We start from the raw sequence: 17,272 nt of genomic DNA, 5'->3' as shown, positions 1-17,272 counted from the left end.
CGACGGCGGCGAGGCCACCCTAGTACGCGGCCCTGCGCGACGGCGGCCCGGCCCGGCGGGTCGGCCGGGCGGGTTCACCCGCGCCGCAGTCCCCGGGCCGCGCCGAGCGGCGGCCCGTCGATGGCAAGATGTCCGCATGAAGGTTCGTGTGCTCGTGGTCGACGACGACACCGCTCTGGCCGAGATGATCGGGATCGTCCTGCGCTCCGAGGGCTTCGAACCCGTGTTCTGCGCCGACGGCGACCTCGCGCTCGAGACGTTCCGCAGCACCCAGCCGGACCTCGTGCTCCTCGACCTCATGCTCCCGGGCAAGGACGGCACCGAGGTGTGCCGCCTCATCCGTGCCGAGTCGGGCGTTCCCGTCATCATGCTCACCGCGAAGAGCGACACGGTCGACGTCGTGCTCGGCCTCGAGTCGGGCGCCGACGACTACATCTCCAAGCCGTTCAAGCCCAAGGAGCTGGTCGCCCGCATCCGCGCGCGCCTGCGCCGTACGGAGGAGCCGGCCCCGGAGCACCTGTCGATCGGTGACGTCGAGATCGACGTCACCGGCCACCGCGTCTCGCGCGGCGGCGAGCAGGTCGCGCTCACCCCGCTCGAGTTCGACCTCCTCGTCGCGCTCGCGCGCAAGCCCTGGCAGGTGTTCACGCGCGAGGTGCTCCTCGAGAAGGTGTGGGGCTACCGGCACGCCGCGGACACGCGCCTCGTCAACGTCCACGTGCAGCGCCTGCGCTCGAAGATCGAGCACGACCCGGAGAACCCGGAGATCGTGCTGACCGTCCGCGGCGTCGGGTACAAGGCGGGCGCGACCCGCACGTGAGCACGACGGCCGGCTCCACCGACGGGCGCTGGCGGGGGCTCTGGCGCCGGGTGCGACGCCGTGCGCGCGCCACGGTCCGCCGCGTCGTGTGGCGGTGGCGCTCGTCGATGCAGCTCCGTGTCGTGACGTCCGCGCTCGTGGTGGGCGTGCTCACGGTCGGCGCGCTCGGCGCCTACCTGACCGACGCGATGCGCGACGGGCTCTACGAGCGCCGCGCCGCCGAGGTCGACCTGGAGAGCGCGCAGTCGACGCAGCAGGCGCGCAGCACGCTCGACGCGTCTCCCGCCGCGAACGCGACGGAGGCGCAGTCGTTGCTGTTCGACCTGTTCTCCATGCTCCAGAGCACGGGCTCCTCACGCGACGTCTTCCTGTGGCAGGCCGGGGGGTCGAGCACCGTCGGGTTCCTCGACCTGTCGACGAACCCGCAGCTCGCCGACCTCGTCACGCCCGAGATGCGGGCGGCGACGGTCGCCGCCGACGGCGAGCAGTACCTGCAGTCCGTCGGGATCCCGGTCGACCCGGCGGACCCGGACTCGCCGGTCGTGCCGGGCATCGTCGTCGGCTCGACGGTCGAGGTGCCGGTCGCCGGGACGTGGGAGCTCTACTACCTCTACGACCTGCAGGCGGACCAGGAGACGCTGCGCTTCCTGCAGTCGGTCCTGCTCGTCGGCGCGCTCGTGCTGCTCGGGCTGCTCGTCGGCATCACCGCGCTCGTCACGCGTCAGGCCGTGCTCCCCGTGCGCCAGGCGGCGAGCGTCGCGGAGCGGCTCGCCGACGGCCGCCTCGACGAGCGGCTCCCGGTCAAGGGCCACGACGAGATGGCGTCGCTCGCGCACTCGTTCAACGAGATGGCGCAGGGTCTGCAGGAGCAGATCGGGCGCATGGAGGAGCTGTCGATGCTCCAGCGCCGGTTCGTCTCCGACGTCTCCCACGAGCTGCGGACGCCGCTGACGACGATCCGCATGGCGTCCGAGGTGCTGTACTCCTCGCGCGAGGAGTTCGACCCCGTCTCGAAGCGCTCGACCGAGCTGCTGCAGGCCCAGCTCGACCGGTTCGAGGACCTCCTCGCGGACCTGCTCGAGATCAGCCGGTTCGACGCCGGGGCCGCGGTCCTGGACGCCGAGCGGCGCGACCTGCGCGACGTCGTCAACGCCGCGGTCGACCACGCCGCCCCGCTCGCCGAGCGCAAGGGCGTGTGGCTGTCGGTCCACCTCGGGGACGAGCCCGTCACGGCCGACATCGACCCGCGACGCGTCGAGCGCATCGTCCGCAACCTGGTCGTCAACGCGATCGAGCACGCGGAGGAGCGGCCCGTCGAGATCACGGTCGAGGGCGACGGGCACGCGGTCGCGATCGCGGTGCGCGACCACGGCGTCGGCATGACCTCGGACGAGGTCCAGCACGTGTTCGACCGCTTCTGGCGTGCGGACCCGGCCCGCGCGCGCACGACCGGGGGCACGGGACTCGGCCTCGCGATCTCGCTCGAGGACGCGCACCTGCACGGCGGCTGGCTCGAGGCGTGGGGTCGTCCCGGACGTGGCGCGAGCTTCCGCCTCACGCTCCCGCGGCGCGCGGGCATCCGGCTCCAGTCCTCGCCGCTGCCGCTCGTGGCCGAGGCTGCGGTCGGGAGGGGGCTCCCGGCCGAGTGGAGCGCCACGACGCCGGTCGTCGAGGACGTCGAGGGGACGGCGGGTCCCGCCGACATCCCGTCGGTCACGGGCGGCATCCCGGTCGTCCTGCCGCGGGACCACGCCGCGCACCCCGGCCGGGCGGCCGAGCCCGGACCCGGCGACAGCACGGAGCACCAGACCAGCGACGACGTGCAGGAGGCGCGATGACCACGACCGGGACGCTGCGCGGTCCGACACCGCGTGGTCGGACCCTGCGCCGACGGGCCGGGCGCGCGCTCGCCGCCGGGCTCGCGACGGCGCTGGTCGCAGCGCTCGGCGCGTGCGCGTCGATCCCGACCTCCGGGCCCGTCACGGAGGGGCAGGCCACCCCGGAGGATCCGGGCCAGCCGTTCGTCAGCGCCGCGGCCCCGATCCGGGACGCGTCGCCGACCCAGATCGTCCAGGGTTTCCTCGCGGCGCAGGCCCAGGGTGCGCGGAGCTCCTTCGACGTCGCCTCGGAGTTCCTCACGTCCGAGGTGCAGGAGGAGTGGTCCCCCCTCGCCCAGGTCGCGATCCTCTCGGGCGAGCCGGAGCTCGTCGTGGACGAGTCGACGCTCGAGGACGGCACGACGACGGTCCGCACGACCGCGGAGCTGATCGGCACCGTCGACGAGCACGGCGTCTACACCGAGCAGGTCCGGGGTCAGACCATCGAGATCTCCTACGGGCTCGTGCGCGACGACGACGACCAGTGGCGCATCGACACGGTCGACGACGGCCTGACGATCACGGAGACGAACTTCGCGCAGACGTACAAGCAGGTCAACCTCTACTTCCCGACGATCGACCGCGCCTACCTCGTGCCCGACGCGCGCTGGTTCCCCAGCCGCAACTGGCAGGCGCTCGCGGTGCGCGAGACGTTGCGCGGGCCGGCGGAGTGGCTCGCCGGCTCCGTGTCGACCGTCGCCCCCGAGGGCACCGCGCTGAGCATCGACTCGGTCCCGCCCGGGGAGGGCGCCGTCATCGTTCCGCTCAACGAACCCGTGGCCGAGGCGTCGTCCGCCGACCGCGCCCTCCTGCTGGCCCAGCTCCAGGCCTCGCTCGGAGGGCGGGTCGAGATCACGGTCGGCGTGGGCGGCTCCACCCTCTCCGCGGACGAGGTCCCGACCATCGGCGTCGCGACCACCCCGGACGACCCCGTCGTCCTGGCCGGGGACCAGATCATGAGCCTGGAGGGCCGCACGACCAAGGCCGTCGCGTCCGCCGCGCCGCTCACCGGGCTCCAGCCGACCGCGCTCGCGTTCCGCGGGCGGTCCGTCGACGCGACGTACGTGGTCCGGGACGGGGCGAGCCGCATCGTCACGGCGCCCACCGCGGAGTCCGGTCCGACGACGCTGCTCACCGGGTCGAACCTGCTCGCCCCGACGATCGACCGCTTCCAGTACCTGTGGAGCGGGCCGCAGGTCCAGGACGGCACGCTGCAGGTCGTCGACCTCCGCGAGGCGGGGTCCGACGCGGCGGTCTCCACCGTCGCGGCCCCCTGGCTCGAGGGCCGCACGATCATGTCGGTGCGCGTGGCACCGGACGGCGCGCGGGTCGCCGTCGTGAGCGACGCCGGGAGCGGGGCGCAGATCCAGGTCGCCGGCATCGTCCGCGACGAGGCCGGTCGCCCGACCCAGCTCTCGGAGCCGGTCCGCGTGGGGCAGCCCGTGGTCGCCGCCACCCAGGTCACGTGGATGGACCGTGCCCTGCTGGGGGTGCTCGGCCGCACCGCCGGTACGGCCGAGCCTGTCGTGCAGCGCGTGCCCGTCGGCGGACCGACGGCGGCCGCGTCGCCGGTCGAGGACGCCGTGTCCCTCGCCTCGGCGACCGGCATCGCCACGGCCCTCGTCGGGACGAGCGACAGCAGCCTCTACGCGGCGGGCACCTCGACGCTCTGGACGAAGGTCGCGACCGAGGTGCGCCTGCCCACCTACCCGGGCTGACCGGGGCGCGGACCGCCGCCGTCGAGGCCGGACCACAGGCTCGGCCGCCGCTCGCCGGTCCGGCCCGTGGGCCGCCGTCGTCCACCGGGTCCCGCCCCGCGCCCGCCCGCGGACGGCGCTCACGGGCATGCTGGTCCGGTGCTCCTCCGTGCTCTCGACGACGTCGCGCGCGTCGCGCTGCCGGTCGCGTGCCCCGGGTGCGACCGTCCCGACGTCCGGTGGTGCCCCGACTGCCTCGCGCCCCTGGGCGCCCCGCTGCGGCGGCGCGAGCTCGCGGCCCCGCGCCTCGACCGGCTCGACGGCGTCCCACCCCTCCCCGTCTGGGCCCCGGCGCACTACGTGGGCCCGGTGCGCGGCGTGGTCGTCGCCTGGAAGGACCGCGGCCGGGCCGACCTCGACCGCCCGCTGGGCTCCGTCGCGAGACGAGCGGGCGCCGCGCTGGGACAGGTCCTCGGCACCCGCAGCGGACCACCGGGTCCGGTCCTGGTCGTGCCCGCGCCGACGTCGGCCGCCGCGCGCCGGACGCGCGGACGCGACCCCGTCAGCGTGCTCGCGCGGGCGGTCGCCGCAGGCCTCGTCGCGTCCGGGACGGCGGCGCGGACCGCACCCCTGCTCGTGCAACGGGGACCGGTGCGTGACCAGGTCGGTCTCGGCTCCCGGGCGCGGGGTGCCCGCCTCGGGGCGGTCCGTCTCGCGGCGGGTCCGGTGACCGGACGCCGGGCGCGCGCGGCCGTGCAGGACGGGATCCCGTGCCTCCTCGTCGACGACGTCCTCACCACCGGGGCGACGCTCGCCGCGTGCGCGGCCGCCCTCGTGGGCGCCGGGACACCCGTGCTGGGAGCCTTCGTGCTGGCCGCGACACCCGCGCCGTCGACGCGTCGGCGGGCGCCCGAGGGGACGGGGTGACGCCCGACGGGGCGTGCGGGTCGAAGGTCCTCCGGTTCACCTCCCGTTGGTGCTGCCGACACCCCGGACCGCGGGTTAGTCTGAGGGCCAGTCGCCGCGGACGACGGAGGTGCAGGGCACGTCCGACGCCGCGCGAGCGTACCGAGCGCGCGGCCTCGCGCCGCAAGGAGGTGGTAGCCCACCGCACCCGGGAACGGGTGCTCCTACCGAATCCGAACGAGGCGCTCGGACGCATCGAGCCGGGCGCCGCACAAGATCCTCGCGGAGGCTCACATGGAGATCGTCGTCGTCGGCAGGCACACGGAAGTGGCAGACCGCTTCCGCCGGCACGTGGAGGACAAGCTCGCCAAGGTCCAGCAGCTCGCGCCCACGGCGCAGCGCGTGGACGTCGAGGTCACCCACGAGAACAACCCGAGGCTCTCCGGGGTCCGCGAACGCGTCGAGCTGACCGTGCGCGCCAAGGGACCCGTCGTCCGCGCCGAGGCAGCGGCAGACGACCGGTTCGGCGCCCTCGACCTCGCGATGGACAAGCTCGCCGAGCGCCTGCGCCGTGCCCGCGACCGTCGCAAGGACCACCGCAACCACACCGTCGTGCCGCCCGTCGACGTGCGCCCCTACGACCCGGCAGCGCACGCCGCACCCCCGCCGCCGGCGCCGACCGCGCCCAGCGAGCCCGGGGAGGCCGTCGAGACGACCCTCGGCGACTCGCCCGTCGTCATCCGGCAGAAGCTGCACTCCGCGGAACCCATGACCGTGGACGACGCGCTGTACGAGATGGAGATGGTCGGTCACGACTTCTTCCTCTTCGTCGACGTCGAGACCTCGCGCCCGTCCGTCGCCTATCGGCGCCGCGGCTGGACGTACGGGGTCGTCGCGCTCGACACGTCCTGCGACTGCGCCGACGCCGCGGTCGAGAAGACCGCCTGACCCGCACCGACGCGCCCGGACCCTCCTCGGGTCCGGGCGCGTCGTGCTGTCCGCGCCCGGCCGACCAGGCGGTCCTGGTGGGCAGGGGCGGGCGTGTGGGTGGGGCAGGGCAGGATCGGGGGGTGGTCGCCACGCCGTCGAGGTCCGAGTCGATGTCCCTGTCCCAGGCGCGCCGCGTCGCGCTCGCCGCGCAGGGGCTGCACCGCGAGCGTCCGTACGACGGGACGGGCGGGCGGGCCCCGACGATGCGGCAGGTCCAGGGGGTGATCGACCGCCTCGGGCTGCTGCAGATCGACTCGGTGAACGTGCTCGCGCGGGCGCACCTGATGCCGCTGTACGCGCGTCTCGGCCCGTACGACACCGCGCTGCTGGACCGCGCGGCAGGTCGTGCCCCGCGCCGGCTCGTGGAGACGTGGGCGCACGTCGCGTCGTACGTCCCGCCCAGCACGTGGCCGCTGCTGGAGTGGCGCCGCCGTCGGTACCGGACCGAGGCGTGGGGGACCATCAGCGCGGTCGAGATGAGCCACTCCGAGGCCGTGGAGGACGTGCGTCGCCTCGTCACCGAACGCGGCCCGATCACCGCGAGCGAGGTGCACGAGATCCTGGAGGCCGAGGGCCGGGCGCACCCGCGGGACCGGTCCCAGTGGGGCTGGAACTGGACCGTCGCCAAGCGCGCGCTCGAGTTCCTGTTCTTCACCGGGGAGATCACGTCCGCGCGCCGCAACGGCGCGTTCGAGCGCTGCTACGACCTCACGGAACGCGTGCTGCCGCCGGCAGTCCTCGCGGCGCCGCCCGTCACGGACGCCGACGCCGTCCGGGCTCTCCTCGAGATCGGTGCGCGCGCGCACGGGGTGGGGACGCTGCGCTGCTTCAAGGACTACTTCCGGCTCCGCGGTCCCGCGGTGCGGACGGCGTTCGACGAGCTCGTCGAGGCCGGGACGCTGCGGCCGGTGACGGTGCGGGGCTGGGACGAGCCGACCTACCTGCACGCGGACGCCGCGCTCCCGCGCCGCGCGACGGCGACGACGCTGCTCAACCCGTTCGACCCGCTCGTGTTCGAGCGCACGCGGCTCGAGCGGCTGTTCGACGTGCACTACCGGATCGAGATCTACGTGCCGGCGCCCAAGCGGGTGCACGGCTACTACGTGCTGCCGTTCCTCGAGGGCGAGGACCTCACGGCGCGGGTCGACCTCAAGGCCGACCGGCGGGCGGGCGTCCTGCGCGTGCTGTCGGCGCACCACGAGCAGGCGGCGGGAGAGGGGACGGCGGCGCGCCTCGCCGCGGAGCTCCGCGTGCTCGGGGGCTGGCTGGGGGTGCCCGAGGTCGACGTCGCGCCGTCGGGAGACCTGGCCCCGGCACTTGCCGCCGAGGTGGCGGCCGCCTGACGACGCCCACCCCGACGGTGGGCGGGACCGCCGGAGGACGCCCTGTCGTCGTACCCTGGCGCGGGTCTCGCCGGCGAGGTTCGTCGTCGGCGAAACCCGGACGGGTCCGACGTCGCTCCGACTCGCCTACGATGTTGTGTGACGTTGCCGACGTCCGCTGCCGTGCGCGCCCGCGCGGGAGAGCGTCGGCGCTGCTCCCGGACCACCCGGCCCGGGCACCGATCGATACGGGAGTCCTGCGTGCCTTCGATCCTCGACAAGGTCCTTCGCATCGGCGAGGGCCGGATCCTCAAGAAGCTGTCCGGCCTCGCCGACCAGGTCAACAAGCTCGAGCCGGGCTTCGAGGATCTCACCGACGAGGAGCTGCGGGAGGAGACCGACCGCTTCAAGGCGCGCCTCGAGGCGGGTGAGACCCTCGACGACCTGCTCCCCGAGGCGTTCGCCGCGGTGCGCGAGGCGTCGCGTCGCACGCTCGGCCAGCGGCACTTCGACGTCCAGCTCATGGGCGGTGCGGCGCTGCACCTCGGCAACATCGCCGAGATGAAGACCGGTGAGGGCAAGACGCTCGTCGCGACCACGGCCGCGTACCTCAACGCGCTCGAGGGCAAGGGCGTGCACGTCGTCACGGTCAACGACTACCTGGCGAAGTACCAGAGCGAGCTCATGGGCCGCGTCTACCGCTTCCTCGGCCTCACGACGGGCGTGATCCTGTCCGGCCAGACGCCCGCCCAGCGCCGCGAGGAGTACGCCGCGGACATCACGTACGGCACGAACAACGAGTTCGGCTTCGACTACCTGCGCGACAACATGGCGTGGTCCACGGACGACCTCGTGCAGCGCGGCCACCACTTCGCGATCGTCGACGAGGTCGACTCGATCCTCATCGACGAGGCGCGCACGCCGCTCATCATCTCGGGTCCCGCGTCGGGCGACACGAACCGCTGGTTCGGCGAGTTCGCGAAGGTCGTGCGGCGCCTGAACCAGGGGGCCGACTACGAGGTCGACGAGAAGAAGCGCACCGTCGGCGTGCTCGAGCCGGGCATCGAGAAGGTCGAGGACTACCTCGGCATCGACAACCTCTACGAGTCGCTCAACACGCCGCTCATCGGGTTCCTCAACAACGCCATCAAGGCGAAGGAGCTCTTCAAGCGCGACAAGGACTACGTCGTGCTGAACGGCGAGGTCATGATCGTCGACGAGCACACGGGGCGCATCCTGCCCGGCCGCCGGTACAACGAGGGCATGCACCAGGCCATCGAGGCCAAGGAGGGCGTGCAGATCAAGGCGGAGAACCAGACGCTCGCCACGATCACGCTCCAGAACTACTTCCGCCTGTACTCCAAGCTCTCGGGCATGACCGGTACCGCGGACACCGAGGCCGCCGAGTTCCAGGGCACCTACAAGCTCGGCGTGGTGCCGATCCCGACGAACCGTCCGATGCAGCGCGTCGACCAGGCCGACCTCGTGTACAAGAACGAGGAGGGCAAGTTCGACGCGGTCGTCGCGGACATCGTCGAGCGCCACGCGCAGGGCCAGCCGGTGCTCGTCGGCACGACGAGCGTCGAGAAGTCCGAGCTGCTGTCGTCCAAGCTGAAGAAGCAGGGCGTGCCGCACGAGGTCCTCAACGCGAAGCAGCACGAGCGCGAGGCCTCGATCGTCGCGCTGGCGGGCCGCAAGGGCGCCGTCACGGTCGCGACGAACATGGCCGGTCGCGGTACCGACATCATGCTCGGCGGCAACGCCGAGTTCATGGCGGTCGCGGACCTCGCGGCGCGCGGCCTCGACGCCGCGGAGAACCCGGAGGAGTACGAGGCCGCCTGGCCCGACGCGCTCGAGAAGGCGAAGGCCGCGGTCGCGGCGGAGCACGACGAGGTCCGTGAGCTCGGTGGCCTCTACGTGCTCGGCACCGAGCGCCACGAGTCCCGCCGGATCGACAACCAGCTCCGTGGTCGTTCCGGCCGTCAGGGCGACCCGGGCGAGTCCCGGTTCTACCTGTCGATGCAGGACGACCTCATGCGCCTGTTCAACTCGACCCTCGCCGAGTCGATGATGAACCGCGCCGGGTTCCCCGACGACGTGCCGCTCGAGTCGAAGATGGTCACGCGCGGCATCGCGAGCGCGCAGGGTCAGGTCGAGTCGCGCAACTTCGAGATCCGCAAGAACGTCCTCAAGTACGACGACGTCCTGTCGCGCCAGCGCACCGTCATCTACGACGAGCGCCGCCGCGTGCTCGAGGGCGAGGACCTGCACGAGCAGGTGCAGCACTTCCTCACCGACGTCGTCACCGCGTACGTCGAGGGCGCCACGGCCGAGGGCAACCCGGAGCACTGGGACCTGGACGCCCTGTGGACCGCGATCAAGGCCGTCTTCCCCATCTCGATCTCGCCGGAGGAGGTCGTCGAGCAGGCGGGCGGGGAGACCCGGCTGTCCCAGGACCTGCTCCTCGAGGAGATCCTCTCCGACGCCCGCATCGCCTACCAGAACCGCGAGGAGCAGCTCGGCTCGACGAACATGCGCCAGCTCGAGCGACGCGTGACGCTCTCGGTCCTGGACCGCAAGTGGCGCGAGCACCTCTACGAGATGGACTACCTCAAGGAGGGCATCGGGCTGCGCGCGATGGCGCAGCGCGACCCGCTCGTCGAGTACCAGCGCGAGGGCTTCCAGCTTTTCCAGGCCATGACGGAGGCCATCAAGGAGGAGACGGTCGGCTACCTCTTCAACCTCGAGGTCAAGGTCGCGGAGCCCGGTGCGGCCGACCCCGCCCAGTCCCCGGCGATCTCCGCCGCGGCGGCGGCGCAGGCCGCGCAGTCGGCGGCGGGCCAGGCGCTCGGCGGCGCGGCGGGTGCGGCCTCGGCGGGCGCGGCCGCGGGTCTCGCGGCGGCGGCGCAGTCCGCCACGCAGGACGCGCCGGCCGCGGAGGACGCGACCGAGGACGCGCCGTCCGAGGAGGTCGCGACCGAGGACGCCCCGGTCGAGGAGCCCGCACCCGTCACGGCACCGGCGGCGTTCGGTGGCCCGGCGAGCGGCGATCGCCCCGGCACGCTCATCGCGAAGGGCCTCGACGGCCCCGACCGTCAGGTCCCGCTGTCGTACAGCGCGCCGAGCGAGGACGGCACCGGCCAGGCCGTCGTGTCCGGCGACGCGGGTCGACGCTCGCGCCGGGCGCTGCACGGCGAGGCGAGCGCCGTCGAGAGCGACGGTCGCACGTTCCCCGGGACGCCGCGCAACGCCCAGTGCCCGTGCGGCTCGGGCAAGAAGTACAAGGTCTGCCACGGTCAGAACGAGGAGTGACCCTCCTCCCGTCCGGCCTGCGCCGTGACGGGACCGACGACGGCGGGGCGTGCCACCACTGGTGGCGCGCCCCGCCGTCGTCGTGCCGGGTGAGGTCCGCTCACCCGATCTCGAGCGCGACCACGCGCCACGTGCCGCGGCGCGCCTCGAGCCGCGCCGCAGCGGCCCGGACGCGGTCGCCGTCCTCGACCACGACGGTGCCCTCCGCGACGCCGTCGCCGATCCGCAGCACGCGGGCGCGGCGCACGGCGACGGGCCGCGTCGTCGTCGGGCGGGGGCCGTCGGCGACGAGACGCGACCGCCGGGCGAGCGTCTCGTAGATCTCGGGCGACACCCACCGGGCGAGCTGGCCCACGGTGCGCTCGCCGCGGACGACCTCGACGGCGGCCCGCACGACGGCGCAGCACAGGGCCGTCGGGTCCGGGAGCGGGAGCGGTGCGGTCGGGGGTTCGAGGGGGCGTCCCCGCACGACGTGCTGCGGTGCCCGTGCGGTCGTGACGTCGGTCAGGTCCATCGTCGGGACGGGGCGCTCGCCGACGCACCGCACCAGGCGGGCGGGCGGGTCGGCGGGCACGCTCGTGGAGCGGGCGGGTCGCGCGGGCCGCTCGGGCGACGCGGGGGCAGTGCGACGGTGCGACGGGGTGGCGACGTCGGTCGCGGGCTGGACGTCCGCGGCGGTCAGCAGGGGAGCGGTCATGGTCGGGCTCCTTCGTGGCGGGCGGTCGTCACGAGCTCGGTGCGACGAGCACCTGGCCGGGGCGGACGAGGTCGGGGTCGTCGCCGACGACCTCGACGTTCGCGGCGTACCAGCGCTGGACCGCGTCGGCGACCTGCGCGTCGGACGCGCCGTCCGGCAGGTGGCGTGCGGCGATCGACCAGAGCGAGTCGCCGCGCACGACGACGACCTCGCGCGGCCCGTCCGCCGCGGCGTCACGCACCACCGTGAGTGCCGCGTCACGCTGCGCGGCCGCGGCGCTCGGGGCCTGCGGTGCACGTGCGGGAGCGGAGGCGCCCGACGTCGGCGCGGTGCCCGGGGCCGTCGCCCGGTCCGGGGCCGAGGCCGTGGCGGGGGTCGACGGCGAGGTCGGAGCGGTACTCGAAGCGTCGGGAGCGCCCGTTGACGTCGACGGTGCGGCCGGCGCGGTGGTCGCGGGGTCGGGCGACTCCGGGACCGGGACGGTGACCGCGGGCGCCGGCTGGGCGGCGGCCGACGTCGGCACGGAGGGGGCGTGCGAGGGCGCGGGGACGGAGGCGTCCGTCGGGTGCGGAGCGGGCTCCGCGGGTGCGTCCGGCTCGGGGGCGGACGCCGAGGTCTGCCACCCCAGGTCGACCGCCGCGACGCCGGGGTCGGCGTCGGGGGTCGTGGCGGCCTGCGCGGTCCCTCCGGCGAGGACGAGGCCCGCCCCCACGGTCAGCCCCACGCCGGCCCGCACCGCCCGGCGGACGACGGCCGGCGCCACGCGCAGGACGAGCCGTTCTCCGGCTCCCCACGAGCGGCCCACGGCACGCACGACGATGCAGCCCAGGCCGAGGAGCGCGCTGACGCCCACCCAGGTGGCTGCCACGGCGCCGAGCGCCACGGCGAGAAGCTCCACGTAGGGCTCCGGGCGGGCGCCGGAGAGGGTGCCGGCGAGGTGCTCAGCGCGGAGCGAGAGCGCCGTCACGGCGCCGCTCATGACGAGGAGGAGCGCGAGGAGGACGGCGATCCCCCCGGCTCGTGCGGGTACGGCGGTGCGACGGTCCATCGGTGCCCCCTGCGTGGCCGTCCGTGGAGGACGGCCCTTGGTGTCGTTTGATGTCGTTTGATGTCGACAGGTCGATCTAAGCGCGACCCGACCCGGCTGTCCAGAGGGCTTCTCGTGATGTGGACACAGCGGGGGTCGCCGGTGCGCGGGACCGCTACGGTGTCCCGGTGCGATGGGACGCCCTCTTCGACGACCTCGCGGCACAGCTCGCCGCCGCGGAGTCGCAGGACCGGGCCGCCGCCGTCGCCGACCTCACCCGCGCCGAGCACGCGACGATCACGCTCGTCGAGCGGCTGCGCGGCACGCCCGGCACGGTCACGCTCGAGCTGCGCGACGGGTCGACCGTCACCGGAGAGCTGCGCGAGGCGGCGGAGGAGTGGGTGCTCGTAGGCGACGCCCGGCGTCAGCACCTCGTCCCGACCGGGGCGATCGCCACCGTCCAGGGCGTCGGCCGTCACGCACAGCCCGCGCCCTCGGCCCGGTCGGCACGACTGGGTCTCGGCCACGCCCTGCGCGCGCTCATGCGCGACCGCCGACCGGTCCAGGTGCGGACCCCCGCGGGGACGTTCCCCGGCTGGGTCGCGCGCGTCGGCAAGGACCACGTCGACCTCGAGGTCGCCCCCGGCACCGGGCACGGCGCGCGGGTCGTGCCCTGGTCCGCCGTCCTGTGCGTGAGCGAGTCGGAACCGGGGTTCGTCCCGCGATGACGAGCGTGCAGGGGGAGCGCGCGAGACTCGCGGCCGTGCCCGCCCAGGTCGTCTCAGGCCGAGCCCGAGGACGCGACGTGAGCTCAGCCGTCGAAGTCGCCGGCCTCGATGCGTTGGCGCGTCTGGGCGTACATCCGCTGGATGTACGCCTCGAGCTCGCTGACCTCGACGCGCCACTGCCCCCGGCCGCCCACCTGGATCGCGGGGAGCTCCCCGGAGCGGACGAGCGCGTACGCCTGCGCCGCCGAGATGTTGAGCTCGTCCGTGACGTCGGCGAGGGTGAGGAACCGCTGGGCCATGGCGTCAGTCTGGCACGCGCGCGCCGCGACCCGGCGCTCGTCCACAGGCTCCGCCACGGGCGGCGCGGAGCGGGGATCATGAAGCCGCGGCACGGCTGACGTGCCGGACCACCGAGGGGGAGATCGATGACGACGACCACGGAACGACCTGTGCGGGTCGAACCGGCACCACGTGCCGCCGCGCGCCTGAGGCGACCCGGCTGGAAGGACCCACGGCTCCTCGTGGGGATCGTCGTGGTCGCGCTGTCCGTGGCCCTCGGGTCCTGGGCCGTGAGCACCGCGAGCCGGACCGTCACCGTCTACGCGGCCGGGGAGGCGCTCACGCCCGGGACGGCCGTGACCGTCGCGGACCTGAGGGCGGTGGAGGTGCGGCTCGGCACGCAGACGGACCGCTACCTCCTCGCGGCGGACGGGCTCCCGGACGAGGCCGTCGTCCTGCGGACCGTCGCCGAGGGCGAGCTGGTCCCCGCGTCCTCGCTCGGTGCGGCGGCCGACCTCGCGGTGCGCGCCGTCGCCGTACCCGTGACGACGGGCCTCTCGGAGCGCATCGTCGCCGGGGCGACGGTCGACGTCTGGTACGTCCCCGAGACACCCGGCCCGACGGCCGGCGCCGACCCGGGTGCCGGAGCGGCCGACGAGCCGCCGCAGCCCGAGCTGCTCGTCGGCGGCGTCACCGTCGCGCAGGTCGACGAGGGGGAGGGGACGCTCGTCGTGGGCGGCCCGACGACGGTCCACCTCCTGGTCGGTGTCGACGACCTCCCGGCCGTGCTCGCGGCGGTGGCCGGGGACGGGACGATCGCGCTCGTCCCGGCCGGGGGTGCGGGGTGAGCGGGGCGACGACGGTCGCGACCGTCCTGTGCGCGGTCCGCGGTGCGCGCGAGGCCGAGGTGGTCACCACGCTCGCCGCCCCCGGGCTCCAGGTCACGCGGAGGTGCGCGGACGTCGTCGAGCTGCTCGCCGCGGCCGCGGCGGGTGCGGGGCGGGTCGCCGTCGTGTCGTGCGACCTGCCGGCGCTGGACCGGCAGGCGGTCGTCGACCTGCACGCCCACGACGTCCGGGTCGTCGCGCTCGCCCCGGGCGGGACGTGGGAGGAGGGACGGGTGCGGGCCTACGGCGTCGACGCGGTCGTCGACCTGGACGCCGCCCCGGGCGCGCTGTGCGACGTCGTCCGCGCCGTCCTTCCGCCGCGCGAGGCGGCCACGGGCGCACCCGGCGTCCCCCGGCCGGCCGCCGGCACCGGTGCGGCGGCCCCAGGGCGGGAACCCCGCCGCGGGCGGACCGTCGCCGTGTGGGGGCCGACCGGTGCACCCGGTCGCACGACCGTGGCGACGAACCTCGCCGCCGAGCTCGCGGGACCGCCGCCGGCGCGGCGTGCTCGTCCGCCGCGCCGGGAGCGGCGCGCCGCCGACGTGGACGTCCCGGCCGGCGTCCTGCCGTCGCCCGAGGCGGAGGTCCTGCTCGTCGACGCCGACACGTACGGCGGGAGCGTCGCGCAGCGCCTCGGCCTGCTCGACGAGTCACCGGGGCTGGCCGCGGCCGCCCGCAGCGCGGGTCAGGGCGCGCTCGACGCCGCGGGGCTGGTCGCGCTGGCGCCGACGGTCCTGCCGCGGGTCCGGGTGCTCACGGGCCTGACCCGGGCGGCCCGCTGGCCGGAGCTGCCCGGGGCGTCGCTCGACGCCGTGTGGGAGGTCGCGCGATCCGTCGCGGACTGGACGGTCGTCGACTGCGGCTTCGGGATCGAGCGGGACGAGCTCCTGACGTACGACACCCGTGCCCCGCAGCGCAACGACGCGACGTGGAGCGCCCTCGGCGCCGCGGACGTCGTGGTCGTCGTCGGCGCGGGCGACCCCGTCGGGCTCCAGCGCCTCGTCCGTGCGCTCGACGAGCTCGCCGAGACGGGCGCGTGCGTCGGTGCGGCGCGCGCCGTCGTGGTGAACCGGGTGCGCGCGAGCGTCGTGGGGCCACGACCCGAGCGAGCGGTGCGTGACGCGATGGCCCGCTACGCGAGCGTCGACGACCTCCACGTCGTCCCCGAGGACGGTGCGGTCGACCTCGGCCTCCGGGAGGGCCGGACGCTCGCGGAGTCGGCCCCCGCGAGCCCCGCCCGCCGCGCCCTCGCGCGGCTCGCCGCGCACGTGCGGGAGGCGGCACCTCCCGGGCGTGGTGCGGCGCACGGACAGGCGCTGGAGGCGGCACACTGAACCCATGCGCATCTACCTCCCCGCGACGCTCGACGAGCTCGACGCCGTCACCGTGACCGCCGACGCCGCCCGCTGGAGCGTCGCCCCGCGCGGCGCGCACGCCGTGACCGCCGCGCTGACGCGCGCGCTGCCCGACGAGGACGAGGAGGGCCTGGAGTACGCGGCCGCGCTCGAGGCGGCGGACGACTCGCTCGCGCTCGTCGCGGCGCGCCCGGACGCGCCGCGCCAGCGGCTCGTCGTCACGCTCGAGGTGCCCGACGGCGCGGTGCAGGTCGTGGGGGCCGACGACTCCGACGACGAGGACGCCCCCGCGCCGAGCGCCGTCGAGGTCCTGCGGACCGTGCCCGACGTCGCGATCGTGTGCGTGCACGTCGACGAGCCCGAGGCGGTCCCGGACGTGGAGGCGGTGCTCGCCGCGGCCGACGACGACGGGCCCGGTGCCGACGAGGCGCTCGACGCCGCGATCGACCGCGTCAACGAGCGCGACCTGCTCTGGTACGACTGGTCGGAGCTCAAGGACGTGCCGCGGGGCTGACGGGCGCGCCGTGGCACGCCGTGGTCTGCCGATCGGGGGCGGCGCCCGACGGCGGTCCGCGTCAGCCCAGGCGGCCGAGCACCTCGTCGTGCAGCAGGCCGTTCGTCGCGACGGCGTTGCCGCCCCACGGGCCGTCGGCGCCGTCGAGCGACGTGAACCGGCCGCCGGCCTCGGTGACGATGGGGACGAGCGCGGCCATGTCGTAGAGCTCGAGCTCGGGCTCGGCGGCCGCGTCGGCCGCGCCCTCGGCGACGAGCATGTACGACCAGAAGTCGCCGTACCCGCGCGTGCGCCAGGCACCGCGCATGAGGTCGAGGAACGGGTCGAGCTTTCCGCGCTCCTCCCAGCCGTCGAGCGACGAGTAGGCGAGCGAGGCGTCGGACCACGACGCGACGCCCGAGACCTGCAGGCGGCTCGCGGCCGCGAGCGACTTGCCGGTCCACGCGCCGGTGCCCTTCGAGGCCCACCAGCGACGGCCCAGCGCGGGCGCCGAGACGAGCCCGACGACGACCTCGTCGCCGTCGGCGAGCGCGATGAGCGTCGCCCACACCGGGACGCCGCGCACGAAGTTCTTGGTCCCGTCGATGGGGTCGACGATCCAGCGTCGGGCGCCGTGACCCGACTCGCCGAACTCCTCCCCGACGATCGCGTCGCGACCGCGCGCCCGTCCGAGCTGGCCGCGGATGATCTCCTCGGCGGTGCGGTCGGCGTCGCTCACGGGCGTCGAGTCCGGCTTCGACTCGACGTGCAGGTCCAGCGCCTTGAAGCGCGACATCGTGTGCGCGTCGACCTGGTCGGCGATCACGTGGGCGAGGCGCAGGTCGTCGTCGTAGCCGCGCGTCGAGGGGGGCGTCATGGCTC

Annotated in this window: 15 protein-coding genes; 11 read left to right on the top strand and 4 right to left on the bottom strand. The window is 75.0% G+C overall.

Translation table 11 applies throughout. From position 1 onward, the window contains the following. Positions 1–136: 136 nt before the first annotated feature. From mtrA to secA, 7 genes are all read left to right on the top strand, one after another. The gene (gene mtrA, locus NF338_RS05855; protein WP_047232133.1) at positions 137–820 is read left to right on the top strand and encodes an MtrAB system response regulator MtrA; all 684 of its coding nucleotides are present in this window, start codon (positions 137–139) and stop codon (positions 818–820) included. After that, positions 817–2,658, top strand: a complete 1,842-nt coding sequence (mtrB, locus tag NF338_RS05850) for an MtrAB system histidine kinase MtrB (protein ID WP_318782974.1) — start codon at positions 817–819, stop codon at positions 2,656–2,658. The genes mtrA and mtrB overlap by 4 nt, the downstream gene beginning before the upstream one ends. Next, positions 2,655–4,415, top strand: a complete 1,761-nt coding sequence (locus NF338_RS05845; RefSeq protein WP_264029920.1) for an LpqB family beta-propeller domain-containing protein — start codon at positions 2,655–2,657, stop codon at positions 4,413–4,415. Before mtrB ends, NF338_RS05845 begins: the two co-directional genes overlap by 4 nt. A 138-nt stretch (positions 4,416–4,553) precedes the next feature. After that, positions 4,554–5,321, top strand: a complete 768-nt coding sequence (locus NF338_RS05840) for a ComF family protein (RefSeq protein WP_264029919.1) — start codon at positions 4,554–4,556, stop codon at positions 5,319–5,321. A gap of 273 nt (positions 5,322–5,594) precedes the next feature. Continuing rightward, positions 5,595–6,248, top strand: coding sequence for a ribosome hibernation-promoting factor, HPF/YfiA family (gene hpf / locus NF338_RS05835; RefSeq protein ID WP_087469553.1), 654 nt, complete (start codon positions 5,595–5,597; stop codon positions 6,246–6,248). Between the two features lie 152 nt (positions 6,249–6,400). Further along, positions 6,401–7,633 (top strand): winged helix-turn-helix domain-containing protein, encoded by a 1,233-nt coding sequence (locus tag NF338_RS05830; RefSeq protein WP_264029917.1) that lies wholly within the window; start codon positions 6,401–6,403, stop codon positions 7,631–7,633. A 240-nt stretch (positions 7,634–7,873) separates the two neighbouring features. Further along, on the top strand, positions 7,874–10,924 hold the full coding sequence (gene secA, locus NF338_RS05825; RefSeq protein ID WP_264029916.1) for a preprotein translocase subunit SecA: 3,051 nt from the start codon (positions 7,874–7,876) through the stop codon (positions 10,922–10,924). A 100-nt stretch (positions 10,925–11,024) separates the two neighbouring features. On the opposite strand, the gene NF338_RS05820 is transcribed toward secA, so the two are convergent. Together NF338_RS05820 and NF338_RS05815 are read right to left on the bottom strand one after the other, a co-directional pair. Then, positions 11,025–11,621 (bottom strand): Rv3235 family protein, encoded by a 597-nt coding sequence (locus NF338_RS05820; RefSeq protein ID WP_264029915.1) that lies wholly within the window; start codon positions 11,619–11,621, stop codon positions 11,025–11,027. 28 nt (positions 11,622–11,649) lie between these two features. Then, positions 11,650–12,669: a LysM peptidoglycan-binding domain-containing protein gene (locus tag NF338_RS05815; RefSeq protein WP_264029914.1), complete on the bottom strand. Its 1,020-nt coding sequence runs from the start codon at positions 12,667–12,669 to the stop codon at positions 11,650–11,652. Between the two features lie 167 nt (positions 12,670–12,836). Between NF338_RS05815 and NF338_RS05810 the strand changes: the two genes are divergently transcribed. Further along, positions 12,837–13,376, top strand: coding sequence for a hypothetical protein (locus tag NF338_RS05810; RefSeq protein WP_264029913.1), 540 nt, complete (start codon positions 12,837–12,839; stop codon positions 13,374–13,376). 83 nt (positions 13,377–13,459) lie between these two features. Here NF338_RS05810 and NF338_RS05805 read toward each other — a convergent pair whose 3' ends face one another. Beyond that, positions 13,460–13,675: a helix-turn-helix domain-containing protein gene (locus tag NF338_RS05805; protein WP_087472469.1), complete on the bottom strand. Its 216-nt coding sequence runs from the start codon at positions 13,673–13,675 to the stop codon at positions 13,460–13,462. A gap of 126 nt (positions 13,676–13,801) precedes the next feature. Between NF338_RS05805 and NF338_RS05800 the strand changes: the two genes are divergently transcribed. Genes NF338_RS05800 through NF338_RS05790 form a run of 3 tightly spaced genes read left to right on the top strand, consistent with a single transcriptional unit; the run spans position 13,802 to position 16,411 of the window. Beyond that, positions 13,802–14,503: a hypothetical protein gene (locus tag NF338_RS05800; protein WP_264029912.1), complete on the top strand. Its 702-nt coding sequence runs from the start codon at positions 13,802–13,804 to the stop codon at positions 14,501–14,503. After that, on the top strand, positions 14,500–15,876 hold the full coding sequence (locus NF338_RS05795) for an AAA family ATPase (RefSeq protein ID WP_264029911.1): 1,377 nt from the start codon (positions 14,500–14,502) through the stop codon (positions 15,874–15,876). The genes NF338_RS05800 and NF338_RS05795 overlap by 4 nt, the downstream gene beginning before the upstream one ends. A 4-nt stretch (positions 15,877–15,880) precedes the next feature. Then, positions 15,881–16,411 carry a DUF6912 family protein gene (locus NF338_RS05790; protein ID WP_264029910.1) on the top strand — a complete coding sequence of 177 codons (531 nt, stop codon included), beginning with the start codon at positions 15,881–15,883 and terminating at the stop codon, positions 16,409–16,411. Positions 16,412–16,472: 61 nt separating this feature from the next. Here the strand turns inward: NF338_RS05790 and hisN are convergent, their stop codons facing one another. Then, a complete protein-coding gene (gene hisN / locus NF338_RS05785; protein ID WP_264029909.1) occupies positions 16,473–17,267 on the bottom strand; it encodes a histidinol-phosphatase in 795 nt (264 codons plus the stop codon). Positions 17,268–17,272 lie beyond the last annotated feature (5 nt).

The organism is Cellulosimicrobium sp. SH8, assembly GCF_025818875.1.
GTDB classification, from domain to species: Bacteria; Actinomycetota; Actinomycetes; order Actinomycetales; family Cellulomonadaceae; genus Cellulosimicrobium; species Cellulosimicrobium cellulans_D.
Note: the sequence above shows the minus strand (reverse complement) of the source record. Positions and strands in the feature narration are given on the sequence as shown.